Annotated in this window: 10 protein-coding genes; 9 read left to right on the plus strand and 1 reads right to left on the minus strand. The window is 51.8% G+C overall.

Translation table 11 applies throughout. The annotated features are described in order from the left end of the window. Positions 1-684 precede the first annotated feature (684 nt). A complete protein-coding gene (locus tag R1T40_RS19155) occupies positions 685-2,400 on the plus strand; it encodes an RNase H family protein (protein WP_317385269.1) in 1,716 nt (571 codons plus the stop codon). 164 nt (positions 2,401-2,564) lie between these two features. Here R1T40_RS19155 and R1T40_RS19160 read toward each other — a convergent pair whose 3' ends face one another. Beyond that, positions 2,565-3,239, minus strand: coding sequence for a hypothetical protein (locus tag R1T40_RS19160; RefSeq protein WP_317385270.1), 675 nt, complete (start codon positions 3,237-3,239; stop codon positions 2,565-2,567). A 185-nt stretch (positions 3,240-3,424) separates the two neighbouring features. On the opposite strand from R1T40_RS19160, the gene R1T40_RS19165 reads away from it, so the two are divergent. From R1T40_RS19165 to R1T40_RS19200, 8 genes are all read left to right on the plus strand, one after another. Continuing rightward, positions 3,425-3,721 carry a helix-turn-helix domain-containing protein gene (locus tag R1T40_RS19165; protein WP_317385271.1) on the plus strand — a complete coding sequence of 99 codons (297 nt, stop codon included), beginning with the start codon at positions 3,425-3,427 and terminating at the stop codon, positions 3,719-3,721. A gap of 207 nt (positions 3,722-3,928) precedes the next feature. Beyond that, positions 3,929-4,624 carry a hypothetical protein gene (locus R1T40_RS19170; protein WP_317385272.1) on the plus strand — a complete coding sequence of 232 codons (696 nt, stop codon included), beginning with the start codon at positions 3,929-3,931 and terminating at the stop codon, positions 4,622-4,624. Then, positions 4,621-6,807, plus strand: a complete 2,187-nt coding sequence (locus R1T40_RS19175; protein WP_317385273.1) for a transposase family protein — start codon at positions 4,621-4,623, stop codon at positions 6,805-6,807. Before R1T40_RS19170 ends, R1T40_RS19175 begins: the two co-directional genes overlap by 4 nt. Then, the gene (locus tag R1T40_RS19180) at positions 6,800-7,762 is read left to right on the plus strand and encodes a TniB family NTP-binding protein (RefSeq protein ID WP_317385274.1); all 963 of its coding nucleotides are present in this window, start codon (positions 6,800-6,802) and stop codon (positions 7,760-7,762) included. Before R1T40_RS19175 ends, R1T40_RS19180 begins: the two co-directional genes overlap by 8 nt. Further along, positions 7,759-9,576, plus strand: a complete 1,818-nt coding sequence (locus tag R1T40_RS19185) for a TniQ family protein (RefSeq protein ID WP_317385275.1) — start codon at positions 7,759-7,761, stop codon at positions 9,574-9,576. Before R1T40_RS19180 ends, R1T40_RS19185 begins: the two co-directional genes overlap by 4 nt. Continuing rightward, positions 9,554-9,847 (plus strand): hypothetical protein, encoded by a 294-nt coding sequence (locus tag R1T40_RS19190; RefSeq protein ID WP_317385276.1) that lies wholly within the window; start codon positions 9,554-9,556, stop codon positions 9,845-9,847. The genes R1T40_RS19185 and R1T40_RS19190 overlap by 23 nt, the downstream gene beginning before the upstream one ends. A 290-nt stretch (positions 9,848-10,137) precedes the next feature. Then, complete coding sequence (locus R1T40_RS19195) at positions 10,138-10,332, plus strand: hypothetical protein (protein ID WP_317385277.1); 195 nt, start codon at positions 10,138-10,140, stop codon at positions 10,330-10,332. A gap of 251 nt (positions 10,333-10,583) precedes the next feature. Then, positions 10,584-13,802: a DEAD/DEAH box helicase gene (locus tag R1T40_RS19200; protein WP_317385278.1), complete on the plus strand. Its 3,219-nt coding sequence runs from the start codon at positions 10,584-10,586 to the stop codon at positions 13,800-13,802. Positions 13,803-14,662 lie beyond the last annotated feature (860 nt).

Genomic DNA, 14,662 nt, shown 5'->3' on the forward strand with positions numbered 1-14,662 from the left:
AAAATAGCCACTCCAAGATGTTGGGTCAATTTCCGATATTCACCTCAGCCCTTGTAACGGCCCATACAATTACCTACATTGATCCTGCTTTGTTCTTCAAAAGAGATGCGGGCTCACACTGAGCGCCGTGAAGATTGAGAAGGGCGGGTTGGCGATTGGTTATGAACCGAGGACCGGCCTACAGGGTGCCGACGACGTCGATTACGATAATGGCGGTGAAGGTCCTGGTGAGCAAATGGTGAGCCTTGCCTCTGAGTTGGCCATAGCCCTTCATTTCTCCGATGAGATGAAGCTTCGGGTGGTCATTAGAGTTTCTTTACGGCTTCGCCTGGACGCGGCGCGAGATTTCTTCTTGCAATCGGCCCGAAAAAGGTAAGCTACCTTATGGAGGTCTGTGCGATGAAATTCGACGCAAATAAAAACATGTCAGCATGTCATGCTGGCGCAAGGCCGCTTCGGCAACTTGTCGTGGCGCGTTCATATCGCTGATCTTGATCTGCGGGCTCACACTGAGCGCCGTGAAGATTGAGAAGGGCGGGTTGGCGATTGGTTATGAACCGAGGACCGGCCTACAGGGTGCCGACGACGTCGATTACGATAATGGCGGTGAAGGTCCTGGTGAGCAAATGTTGCGTTTAGAGGTAGGGCGAGGCTTTCCGATGTCGTCTGCCAGAGAGCACGTGAATGGGGAAATTTTTTACAAAGGCCACGGAGCAGAAAACACTCTTTTCAGCCTGGAGAAAGATTAAGTCTAATGGACTGAGATCAACGTCCTTCGAGACCAGAACGGGCATAGAGAAGTTTGATCGTGACGCAATCAGCAACGTTAAGAAGATTCAACGCTCTTTGCGAACAGGTAAGTTTGAGTTTGAGCCTCAATATGGCGCGACTGTAAAAAAAGGCAGCGGTGGCAAGCGCGGCATCGTAATGGCGTCAGTCCAGAACAGAATAGTAGAGCGAGCTTTGCTTGAAACCCTGCAAGAAAAGTCGAAGTTTATTAAGGCGGTCAACTCTCATCCGACAAGTGTCGGTGGGGTTCCGAACCGGAGTGTTCCGCATGCTCTCCAAATGATTGACGAAGCGTTTCGCTCCGATCAAACCCAGTTCGTTCGATCCGACATATCAGGCTTTTTTGATCATATACCGCGTTTATCAGTCCTTGAACGCATCGCAGAAGATGTAGACGATGATGCTTTCAACCATTTACTGAGAGCTGCTACCACGACCACGCTATCAAACGAGGTCGCTCTTGGTGAAGATCGATCTATTTTCCCAACGAACGAAGAAGGTGTGGCGCAAGGATCGCCGTTGTCTCCGCTGTTTGGCAATATCCTGCTCTACGATTTTGATATTAAGTTCAATGATAGAGGTGTGATCTGCATCCGTTTCATTGACGACTTTCTGCTGCTTTCAACATCTGAAAAAAGATGTAGGCGTGCTTTTGAGTCCGCCCAAAATTTCCTAAAAGAGATGAATTTAGACTGTCACGATCCTTTTCAATTGGCTGCAGACAAGAACAAGACTGAATATGGTGACGCTCGCTTAGGTGGGTTTTGGTTTTTGGGATACGCTTGCCAACCAGGTCTATTTCAGCCCTCACCCAAAGCACGAGCAAGCATCTTGAAGTCCGTAGACGAGCATTTTTCAAACGGCAGATCTGCGATCAAAGAGGTGCGAAGAGCGAAGGATAGCTTCGCCGCCCGCCAACGCTATACACAAACACAAACTCTCATTGACCAAGTTCTGCGTGGATGGGGCGAGGCTTTCGCCTACTCTACTTCACGTTCCACAATGAAAGATCTAGACAAGAAAATTGACGTTAAGATTGAGAATTTTCGCAAGTGGTACTCACAGCAGGCTCAATCGATGAATGCTGAAGATAAGCGCCGCACAGGTGGGATAGGCTTGCTCGCCGACATCAAGCCAAAGTTCTTTGAAGATGCACCAATCGTTCTGCCCAAAAATAAGCAATTTCGGACGAACAAGAACACGGTTACAATTTCAACTGATGGCTCTGTGCTGACTTCGGGTAAGATGCGCGGTAAGGATCAAGGCCCGGGAGGTTGGGCGTACGTGGTTCATGACACGGCAGATGAACAATTTGGCGGCGAGGCATCTACCACCAACAATAGGATGGAGCTTCGCGCGGTTCTGGAGGCACTTCTTTCCTTACCGTCGGGTGCTTCTGCAATCATACGTACCGACAGCAGGTATGTTGAGAACGGCTTCAACAAAGAAACGGCTTTAAAAACAAACATCGATCTCTGGAAAAAGCTACAGCACGAGGCCGAAACGAGAAATATCAAGGTCGTTTGGCTCAAAGGCCATGCTGGTGATCTGCACAATGAACGGGCTGACAAGCTGGCAGGCCAAGCTGCAACTAAACAAAGGCAGGCTTAAATCAAGAACATTGAACTGTGGCGTAGCAAGTCTCCAAGATCACGGAGGTGTCTGCTTTCCAATTTTTCGGTTGAAAATTCGCGACTGCAGCGAATGACAGGTATCCGCCCGACCCGTCGGATGCCGGGTCCGAAGTCAGAAAGGGTCGGTGGCACAATCATCAGCTAAACCTGCGTGTTCTTTGTTTCCCACCAACTCGTCTTGCACCTTTGTACCGTCGCCCAGCTGAGCTTCATGGTCATCGCGATCTTGTTTGTTGTCCATCCATCATCAAACAGCTCATACAAGCGGGCGCGATCATATTTCTGGTTTGAATTTCGTGGCTTGATGGCGCGTCCGGTCGACTTGATCCACTTGGATAGGGTCTGGGGCGTCGGCCCGTGCACTTGGCTCAGGGCACGCAGAGATTTCCCGCCTTCCCATGCCTTCGCAATATTCTCTACAATGTCAAATCCAGCCGCTTTCAGACCGTGGATGGCATCGCGGCGTGTGATCGCAAGCCTTTTGGCGAACTGATCAAGGGACCCGACTTCCTGAAACAGCGACACCAGTTCATCGGTCGGCTGCACAATGCTGTTGTCGGCCCCAAAGCTGTAGATAAATGCACGCTTCTGAGCCTGCTCTCGGAGTTTGAGGCGTCGCTTCCTGGCACGACGTTCGGCTTCTCGACGAAGTGTGCGGTTTCCTTCATCGGTCAACGATCTTCGTTTCTGAAGCTGTTTCCGCTTCCAGGCAGGGGTCCTAAGCGGTCGTCGGGAGGCTAGACTGTCGTAGGCTTCTTGGGCTAAGCGAAGAGCTTCTTTTGCTTGCAGCAAGTTCTCTTCGGCCTGACGAAACATTCGGCTTTCTTCGTCTGTCGTCCCATAACGACTGGGCCGCGCATCAGTGTTCAAGCCCATATCTGGTTCCCTGCGTGTGATTCCTTGTTTGCGACATGGTCACAGTTTGCGTTGCTTTGGCCAACACGAGATCTCAGTTTGTATGATGATCGCTAGGGCAAAGAAGAGATTCAAAGCCCCGCAAAGTGGAAATCCTTGACCTAGCTCTGGCTGAGCGGAAGTTGGGCAAACAAGCAAAACAGTTTGATAGTCTGATGACCCTCAACCGCGATCGACATGAAGAGATAAAGTACCGTCTGAGACAGCGAGGCTTATCCTTGGTTCAGATCGCGCGGGATTTAGGGATCTCTGCTGGCAGCGTTACCGCTGTCAGTCAGGGACACAGGCGTTCGAGGCGTGTCGAACAAGCTCTTGCCGAAGCGTTGGAGACGACGCCGAAAGAACTGTTTCCGGACCGTAGCATGGGGAGGAAAAAACAATGAGTCCATAAAAGACAAAGACCTCGAAGGAAGCTTGCGACTTCCGACAAGGTCTTGGTGCAAAAGATTGCAGCCCTTTGCACCTCCTTCATGACCCAAATTTCGAAATCCGTCAACCGCGCAGAGCGTTTCTGCGGGCGGGTTTCGTTCACCCCAACATAAAGGAGTGCCATCTGGCGCTGGTGTGAACCGGTGGCCGTGGCAAAGACTATGACAAACCTTGAAAACGACGATCTATATCGTCCACCCTCGCCGACCGTAGCGGGCCTGATGTTCCCGGCCCGGTCAAAACTGACCGTGCGTGGTTTCACGCTCGCGATGACGCCGGCGGAACAGCGCTGGCGCCAGATCATCAGCGCAAGCCAAGGGGAACGGGAGACCTGTCTCTTGTCACTGGCGATGCCGGATCTCTGGAACCTCATCGACCAACCCAAACCGGTGAGCTTCGTTGACGTGGATGGCAGGCAGAGAACCCACAGGTTCGACTATCTGGCAGAGTTCAAAAATGGCCTCCGGGTGGCCATTGCCGTGAAACCCGCAGAACGCGTCGAAAGACTGCATTTCAAAGCCACATTGCGAGCCATCAAGCGCGACTTGCCGTTGGGTTTTGCTGACCGGGTGGCGTTGGTCACAGAGCGCGAGCGGCACAAGATCGAGGTGCGCAACGCTGAGCTTCTGAACTTCTTCCGGCGTTGCCCTGATCCGGAGGCTGACAACGTCGTTGCGGAACTGATTGACGGGCTTTTCGGCGAGGTATCGATCAGTGATCTGGTTCAGAAATCTGGTTTGGGTGCCCGAGCGTTTCGAGCGGCATTCCGTGAGACCTACGCGGGCAGGCTCGATGCGAACACGCGAGAAACGATTTCCACCAACTCCATCGTCGCACCGAGAAAGGACAAGGCATGAAACATGAAGCGATCCGTCTTGGCGTAACCCCGTGCGACGCCATTGTCGCCAACGGAAATATCCAAGTGATCACCAAGGCGACCGACCTATTCATTGAAATGAAACCCCTGCGTGGGGACGCAGAGCCTATCTCCCTGACCCATGCCGAGCTTTCAGAACTCATCAATTCCGGTCAGTTTTTAGTTCAGTACGGTTATTTCGAAAGTCGCCAGGTCGCCCGGCGGGCGATCGCTGGCCGCGCATTGATGTCGAGGATATCGGCGAAGGCCCAACTGGATGCATTCTGGAAAGAGTGTTGGTGTACGACATTTCTTGAATTGGAAGATGAAGGAAAGTCCAACCGGTCGGCCAATCGCTGGGCGGAATTTTTGCCAGAGCTTGAGCTCCGCGTTTTGGAAAAGCTGAAACAGGGCCTGAAGGCTGCGACAGCCGGGGCCAGCTTCGACAGCATTGAGCTGCGAAGAGCACCAGGTCGGACGTCCGTGATGGCTTGGTTGAAGGAGTGGGAACCATCCAAAGATCCCATGGTTTTTGTGAAAAAATCTATTTTTAACGGCAGCAACGCAAGGCGCATCGATGCCGAACGTGAAGCCATCATTCAAGGGACTCTTGAAAGCTATCTACATCCAAATCAGCTTCTCCCAGGCCACATCCATGATGACGTGAATGCCGAGATCCGACGGCGCAATTCCGTCCGGATTGCGAACGGCGACCTGCCTCTCGAAGAGGTATCCAAGAGCACCATTGAACGTCGGATCAAGGATATTGATAAGTTCGAGGTGCTGGCTGCTAGGAAGGGCCTAGCTGTCGCCAAGAACAAGTTGGGCGCTCACGGGGGTGGATTGAAGCTTGATGTGCCACTCCATCGCATCGAGATGGACGAATGGGAAATCGATCTCATCGCTCTCCTCAACAAGAGCGGATACGATATCGGCCAGGACAATGTTCGGGATCTCGAAACTGGTCGATACTGGGTATGCGTCGCGTTCGATACAGCCAGCCGAAGCATACTTGGATTAAAGCTTTCCCGCAGCCCGACTTCCGAAGACGCAAAAGCGGTCCTTTGGATGGCAATGCGCGACAAGGCTGAGCTGGCTCGGCAACTGGGGTGTGAAACGGACTGGAAGCAGTTCGGTCATATTGGCCATGTCGTGGTCGACAACGGCCCCGCTTTCGTCAATGCAGAATTCAAAGCCGCGCTTTCAGACCTGTGCATCGATTACTCGGTTCTTCCTGCAGGGGTCCCAAAACTGCGCGGCCGCATAGAGCGCGTGTTTCGTTCAATCATAACCCTACCGATACCATACCTAACTGGGCGCACATTCTCCAATCCTTCAGAACGTGGCGACTATCCATCTCAGAAGTACGCCGTCCATACCGCCGAAAGCATCATTGAGCTTCTGGTTCGGTTCACTGTCGATGTGTACCACAATCGCAAGCATAGGAGGCTGGAGTACGCGACACCCAACATCGTTTGGGATCGGCTCATCAAGGAATTTGGGTGGTCGCCACCGATGAGCAATCACACTCTGCGGCACATTTTGGGTGTCGCCATCACACGGGACACCGGGCGTCATGGCGTTCTCGTGAATGGGGTCAACTACCATTCCGAGCGGCTGGCAAAGCACTTCCAGAAATTTGGCAAGCAGCATGTTGATGTTCGAATTGACCCTGAAGATATGGGGCAAATTTCCGTCTGGCTGGAGAGAGGGAAAGACAGCGGCTGGTCGACGTTGAAAGCCCGTATCGACGGACTGGAAGGCGTGTCTTTTGCCGCCTGGGAACGAACGGTGTTCGAGCTTCGACAGAACAATCGCAATGCCGCTTCGTTGACGCAGGACGTGATTGATCGGGCCATCAAACGTATCAAGGAGATCGATGCCGACCAATGTGCTCTGCGGCAGCTCGGTCCGATCGGAGATACCCACGACCAGATCAAGAGGGCTCAGAAGGAGACCTTCTGGGGCCTTTCTTTGGGGTGTGATCCTGAGTTGCCGCCTGGTCCCTTGGAAGAAGATGACGGCAACGCTCAGGGCCTGCTGTCGAACGAGATCAAAACCGATCTTGAGCCGGCTTCCTCTGCTCGTCCTGTCCCGCGTGACGAGCGGGCTCCAACGACTGTGCTGTGGTCGTTCAGAGATGACCGCAACGAAGCTCCTGCGGAGGATGAAAACGATGACTAGTTCCGACATGAGAATTCGCAGGATTGTGCAGGATCTGCGCTCGGCATTCGTGCCAACGCCATCATATGCGAAGCTTGAATCCCATTTCCGAACGCTGCTTGAGCAGCGAAGGGCGGACGTGGCGGACGGCATCGTGAACAATGCGCGCGGGATCGTTCTGGTCGGGCAGTCTGGCAGTGGGAAAACCACTGCCATCCGCGAGCTAATCCGCCAGAATAAATCTCTGTTGCAGACGGACCCGACCAAGGACATCTGCGAGTTCATCAGCCTGCAGGTTCCAAGTCCGGCAACCATGAAGTTTGTTGGCGCGGCGACACTCCGCGCCTTGGGTTATCCCTATTCCGGTGATAAACAGGGGCCCGCCATTTGGGATCAGGTCAAGGTTCAACTCAAATTGCGGCAGACCAGTTTTCTGCACCTCGATGAAGCTCAGGATTTGGCCCGCTATCAAACGGACAAAGAGCGCCAATCGGTCGTGAACACCCTCAAGTCCGTCATGGAAAATTCCTTCTGGCCAACTGGTCTCATTCTGTCTGGCATGCCGGACCTCAAAAAAATCGTGAACCAGGACCCGCAACTTGCGCGCCGCCTGTATCCGATCGAAATCGGCAGGTTAAATGCCCTGCGGGATGTGACGCCGGTGCTGGATATCGTTCAGAAATATGCCGCGCGGGCGAAGGTTGAGACCAAACCCTGTGTATGCAGCGAAGGTTTCGCACAGCGGCTCATGCACGCGGCCGATTACGAGTTTGGTCTAATGGCAGAAATCACGGTTCAAGCTCTATCAAAGGCGCTGTTTAGCGACGGCACTGAGGCCCGGCTCGAGCTCCAACATTTCGCAGATGTGTTCTTTGACCGCAGTGCCGCAATCGATGTCATGAACCCGTTTGTCGCCGAAGACTTTGCCCGAATTGATCCGCGGCAGGTCTTTGAGTTTGATGGAGAGAACGCATGACTTCGCCTCTTCTGCCCTCTCTCCCCCTCAAGGAGGGGGAGACGCTTACCGGATACGTCAGCCGATCAGCGAAGCTCTACGAGACCACGGCGCGCGATTTCTGCTCTGATCTCGGGATGCGCTGGCCGTATCTATGCAGCGGTCATGATGACCAAATTGAACGCCTTGCCTGGCTAATCGGCAAGCGAACTGAAGACCTTAGAGCATTCACCTCCGGCAAAGTCGAAATCGGGCGTTTTCGGTTTGGGCGAACGATGGCGACCTTCGGAACGCTACGTCGCACAGCCGTGAGGTTTTGCCCAAAATGTGTGATCGATGCGCTTGCAAGGACCGGGCTGCATGGCATCTGTCAGATGCAGGAATGGGCCGTGACCTCTCTATATTCCTGTCCACATCATCGTTGTCTTCTGATGACGTTGCCGTCCAGTCAGCACGCCCATACTGCTTATGACTTTGTTACTCGGATAACAGATCACATGGATGAGGTCCTACAGGCGAGCAGATCACCCAAGGCTGTTTCGCCAGCGCCATTCGAAAACTACATACGCGAGCGCATTTGGCAGGGTCCGAAGGACGATTGGTTGAAGGACTTCGACCTTACCCAGATACACCGCGTGTGCCTCAACTTGGGTGCCGCAATCGAAGGTTTGAAAATGAAATCCATGATGACGCTGAGCAGCGAGCGTGAGCGTTCATTGTGCCAACTGGGGTTCAAATACGTCGAGGTCGGCCCGGGCGGCTTCAAGGCGTCTCTCGAACGCATGCACCAACAAAGCTCCACAGAGCGGCCCTATTTCAGCTCGGATATGGGGCCATTTTACCAATGGCTCAGAGAGTTTTATGCCGAACCGGCCTTGACACCCCTGGTTGACCTGACCTGTTCTCACATATTCAAAACATACCCGACGCCCACGGGCAGGGAGATTTTTGACCGGGTTGCTCCAGAACAAACCTTGCTGACCATGAATGAGGCGCGGAAGAGATCAGGTTTCGGCGTCACATTCCTGAAAAAGCTCCTGGGCCACATGAATGGCATCGATGAGGCTGAAGCCCTTCGGCGAACCGATGTTCATGTGGATGAACTGGCCAAGGCAAAGGCCTATTGGGACAAGCTGATCAATCTCAAGGATGCGACCTGGATGCTGGGTCTTTCCGGGCCTCAGATAAAGTCTTTGCAAGCCCTTGGTGCGATCGACATGATCAAAATCACATCGTCGCTTCGGTATCTGTTGCGTAGCCAAGTGACGGAGCTGCTTGAGAAGTTGGATGCTTTACCGCCTTCGCTACCGGACCGGTCAGTTGTCCCACTTCGGGAATTTTGCCATTTGAAGCAGGTCTCTATTGTACAAATCATTGACCTGTGGGTGCGGGGTAAGCTTGAGGGGCGGCTCTATCGAGGCGAAGGTATAGGTCTGCAATCCATTGAAGTTGATTGGGATTTTCTATCTCAGAGGACCTTGATCGACCTGATCGGTGACCTCACCGCAGAAGAAACGGCCAGATATCTCAAGGTCAACGTCGCTGGGATCAGGCGCTTGAGAGACGCCGGATATCTGGAAGAAATATCCCGCAAGAACCCGGATACCAATCACTGCAAGCGATACATCACCAAACAAAGCATCACGGCGTTCGAGCACGAATATGTCACCCTCGGGCAGTTGGCGAATGACCAAGGTATCAGGCCCATCCACCTTGCCCAAAGGCTCGACCGTGACGGCGTTGCGCCCATAAATTGCAGTTCTGGACCGGTAAGGGTTTATGCAATCGACGTTCTGTACGGCGGGTATGACCATGTCCGAAGCCCTCAGAGATGAGCTGCAAGATGTTGAATCCAGCACGCTGTACGGCCTCGCGAACAAGGATGGTATCACGCGGGAAGAGCAGACCGCACGGCTTATCGAAGCGTATTTTGACACCTCGAGCCAAGACCGAGATATGGAAGTGTCCGCCGAGTTTTTGCGTGAAAACGCGGATCCGGTATTGGATACGGTCGCTCAGGGTCTTGTCTACGTCAGAGCTGAGAATGGCCGGGCCTTTGTGATCATCCTGAAAGACACCTATGATCGTCTTTCCGATCCTGATTGATTCCGATTACGAGATATTTCCAGTGAATTAGCCCGTGAGAGACGGCGCCGCCTGAGCAAGCATATCGGTACCATTGTCGATAACAGGCGGATTTTGATGGTTCGGTTGAGAAAAGCAAAGCGGGAAGAGCGGTGGGCTCAACTATCGCAGAGGTTCCCGCCTGTAAGGAACGCCCGTGTGAAAAGGCTGAGGTCGATGGGTTGAACTTCCAACACGCTAGACCACGCGAGCTTTGGCACGTTCGGCATTTCTTGATAGGATAGGCAGGTGTTGGCGCAGGAGGCACAGTCGTGACGACCCCAGATAAGCAGAGCAAAGGACTTCGCGAGCAGCTCGAAAGTGAGCGTGGCACACTTTCGGAACGTGTTGCGGTGCTGCAAAACAAGGCGAAGGCGCTCGGCCTCACCGAAACGTTGTCTGAGTCTGAGCTGAAAGCCTTCATGGATGATCAGTGGGGAGAGTACGACCATTGCGATCATGGCTAACTGATGAAATGCCGTCGTTCACGCCCGGATGATTGTTGGGCTAACTACAGCCTACTTGGAGCCAAGCGGAAGATCGGTTGCTCGATTCATTTCGACCTAAGTCGGCTGTCCCGGTTGGTTTCACCCCACCTACTCAACCGATCTCTTGGGCAATACTTGGGTTGTTCTGAGGGGGCATCAAACTGTTATAGGTTAATTATTCGAGCTTCTAATAGTATTGTGTTTGGGTGGGTGTGGGGTATTGTTTTTTCATGAAAAAGGATGCGAGACAGAGCAGCCTTCCTGGGATGGAAGCTCAGACGAAGCCGGTTCGGTTCGAATTGGTCGATCCACTTTTTTATCGATACGAGAAAACAAAATCTGGGCTACTTACGCAGCTCGCCCTTGGGTCGTCGGATTTAGTCTTTGCTGCGGTTGACAAGGGTGACAATACGTATGATCTGGAGAGCCCTTCCGGCGTAAAGTTCTCGGCCTCAGCTCGTAAGCTCAAGGGCAAGAGCAAAGGGAAGTTTCAGATAATTGGTGACGTGCGGCGAACGGACATTTCGCCAACTGCCGTATATGACAGCTTTAAAATCAATGGTGAAAACAAGGATGGAGAGCGCCTGAGGCCAGCGCAGGTTGGTGCGCTATATGCGCTCCTGTCGCACTGGTCGCTTTCGCAAGAGGTCGCGACGGTTGTATTGCCCACTGGAACTGGCAAGACCGAAACAATGCTCGCCGCATCCATCGCGGACCAAGCGAAGAGAACACTCGTAGTGGTCCCCAGCATTGAGCTCAAAGATCAGATCAGTGAAAAGTTTGCAAACTGGGGCATACTCCGAAAATTGGGTGTGATCGCTGATCACGCGCTCAATCCGTCTGTGTTTGTGATGCAGAAAACTTTGGGCAGCAACGAAGACCTTAATTTAATCCAAAGCGCTGACGTAGTGATTGCCACTCCAGGGCTTTTAGCACGTGCTAAGAAGAGCTTGTTAGAAGATGCATACGAAATGTTCTCTCATGTGTTTTTCGACGAGGCCCACCATGTGAAAGCGGCAGAATGGAGTTTCCTGAAAGAGCGTTTCAAGCATTCTAAGACCGTACAGTTTACTGCTACGCCTTATCGGACCGATCGCCAACCGATCGAAGGGAAAGTGGTCTACAACTATCCCTTATCTCGAGCGCTTTCTGACGAGTGCTTTTCCAAGATTTCTCTTGTTTCAGTTAGCGAACGGCACCCCAAAAAGAAAGATCGCGCGATCGCAGATGCCGCTATGCGTCGCCTGTCTGAAGATCGTAAAAAGGGCTGGCGGCGCCACCGCATGATGGTTCGAGCTGGGGGGAAGAACGAGGCAGAAAGGCTTTTTGGCCTCTATTCCGAGTGGTTCCCTGACGAGCGGATCGTTCTGGTACACTCTGGCACCAAAGGTCGAAAATCGATTATCGCAGACATCAAGGCTGGAAAATACGACATCATCGTGTGCGTCGACATGCTCAAGGAGGGGTTCGACTTTCCGGATTTGAAGATCGCTGCGGTTCACAGCGTGCACAAATCGCTCTCAGTACTTTTGCAGTTCATTGGACGATTTACTCGAACTCAAAATGGGTTGGGGGATGCGTCTTTTGTCGTTAATTTTGCAGATGAGCGGATGTCTACCGATCTCGAAGATCTGTTTCAGGAGGGTAATGGTTGGGAGAAAGTAATTAGCGAAATTTCCGACGCAAAGAAGGCAGACGCAGAATCGCTGTTGGCTTTTTTACAAGGTTGTGAACCGTACTCGGGTTTTGATGCGCCAGATATCGAGTTGCATCCAAAGATAGTTTACCCTGCGCTTAGTTGTGTCTGTTTCCATGCCGATAATGCCGATTGGAGCAAGTTCACGGAAGCTTTTGATCTTAAAAAATATGCAATCTCTCATCCATACTTCAACAAAGATGAGAACGTATTTTATTTTGCGACGCAAAAGCGGGAAAAGGTGAAATGGGCACGTTCTCGCAAGATGTCCGATCAGAAATGGGATCTGGTAGTCCTGCATTATGATGCCAGCACCAAGCTATTGTATGTCGGCTTCTCGGATAAGAAGTTGGGTATTCTCGAACTTGTAGAGGCTGTTACGGGAACAGCACCACGCATCATTAACGGAGATGATGTCTTTCGATCATTCGATGACATCAAGCGCTTGAGCATCGTGCACGCTGGGATCTTCAAGCCCGCAAATCACTTGCACCGCTACTCTCGGCTTAGTGGTGCCGACGTGACCACGGAGCTAAGCCGCTGGAAAGAAGGAAAGAGATGCAAGAAATCTGATTTTGTTGGTGTCGGATTTCGAGGTGGCTTTCCGGTAAGCATAGGTGCTTCTGTTAAAGGGAAAGTTTGGAGCCCCGCGAGAGCGGGCGATCTAAAAGATTGGAAAAAATGGTGCCTCGAAATTGGGCGCATGCTGACCGACGAAACCATCAACTCCAATCAGCTACTCGAGAATTCGGCCGAGAGAGTTCAGATTGCGAAGTACCCAGATGATTTAATCGTCTTGGCAACAGACTGGTCGGAACAGCTCTACGACCGGATGCACAAGCTAATCTTGGAGAGACCTGAGCGAACTTCTTTCATGCTCTCCGAGTGTTCACTTGTCTATCTTGGATCAAGTGGTGATACCGCAAATTTTAATCTCTTAGTGATGGAGGATACTTATCCGTTCAGCATCAAGCTAGGTGGCGAGCAGGGACATAGCGTACATGGCCTAGAGGAGGTGCAAGCTACAATTGAGGGTTTGAAATCACAGCCTATGGGTCTCACGCAGTTCTTTGCTGAAAACCCTCCCACCCTTTTTCTACTCAATAGCTGTACAATTTCCGGCAGCATCCATACCGACTACGGTGAGATGTTCGAAGTACAGATCCCAAACGACCGGATCAGAGTTTTTGACTGGGATGGTGTCGACCTGACCACTGAATCAATGTTCAAAGGCGGAACAGCACGACCCAACTCAATACAAGAATATATAATGAAATATCTTGTGAAACGGGGGGCGCGAGTTGTCTTTAATGACGATAACAGCGGCGAGTCAGCCGACATTGTAGCGGTGTTCGAAGAACGAGACAAAATTCGATTTGAGCTGGTTCACTGCAAGTACTCAAAAGAGACCGTAGGCAATCGAAAATCAGATCTGTATGAAGTCTGCGGCCAGGCCATCGTCTCGTTAAGGTATAAGTGGAAACCGGAAGAACTTCTCCGCCATATGCAAAGGCGAAACGGTGCAGGAGTGCTGAAAGGGAAGCGATTTTACCATGGCGCGGACAGAGACATCGAAGACGTTGCGAAAGCTCTTAAATTCTCCGAAGTAGAGTTTGAGTTTGCAATCGCGCAACCCGGCGTTGGCGGAACGACAATGAGTTTGGACCAGAAAAATCTGCTTGGGTCTATCTACTCCACTATCATCGAGATGACCGAAACGAAGCTTCTCTGCTATTTCAATGAGGCGCGATGATAAGTTGTCGGGCTCTCATCTTTCGCGGGCTCTGACGACGAAAGCGCCCCCTCTTCCTGCACGAGATGAAAGCTCCATGCGTCGGGCCATCATTATACATTAGCTAGCCGGGGGAAATAGCTGCGGGGAGCGGGGCGTGACTGGGAAATCATTAGCGATTCAGCACTAAGAACATGGATCAAATCTCTATCAATTGAGGAAATACCGAGTGTCACGAAATTCAAATGATGATCCTCTTAAACTGTCAATAAGCGAAGGAATTATCCTGCTGCGATGGTCTTTCACCGTTATGGGGGCTGTTATGTCCGCGCTTCTTGTTGCTGCCTCTCAGGCGAATGAGAACATGGCTTTCTACCTCATGACAGTCACATTGTTTAAGTTGTCGCTATTTTTATTTTTATTTTTGTTCGGCATAGCTTTTGCAGCACTTGTTGCTACTTTTATGGGGTATTCAGAGAGGGTTAGCCGTGATCGATGGGTCCGTGTTCAGAGGATTAAGCCACGTCTTGGGTGCCTTTCTTACCTAATTGAAAGAGCTCGGAGGCTAATCGGGAGGCTGTGGTCATGGTCAGTATTCGCATTGGCAATCCTAATCGGCGTGGTTCTCCCAGCTGGTTTGCTTCATTTTGGATCCAACTCTCTGAAATCTGACCTTCAACTGTCTAGGGAGCTGCAAAACCTCCAAGTGGACGCTTTCGAAAATGGGCTCAGTCAACATGTGAAGAAGCCTGTTCCGGAAAATTCCCCTGCTGAATGAACGTAACCCACCTTGTTTTCAAAGCAGCTTTTTGTATGAGGTTAAAAATGCTTGACGTTTGGGTCAGATTTGAATGACGTTGAATGAGCCTTTCCTCAGCATT

It is taken from the genome of Tritonibacter scottomollicae (genome assembly GCF_032924845.1).
Taxonomy (GTDB): Bacteria; Pseudomonadota; Alphaproteobacteria; order Rhodobacterales; family Rhodobacteraceae; genus Epibacterium; species Epibacterium scottomollicae.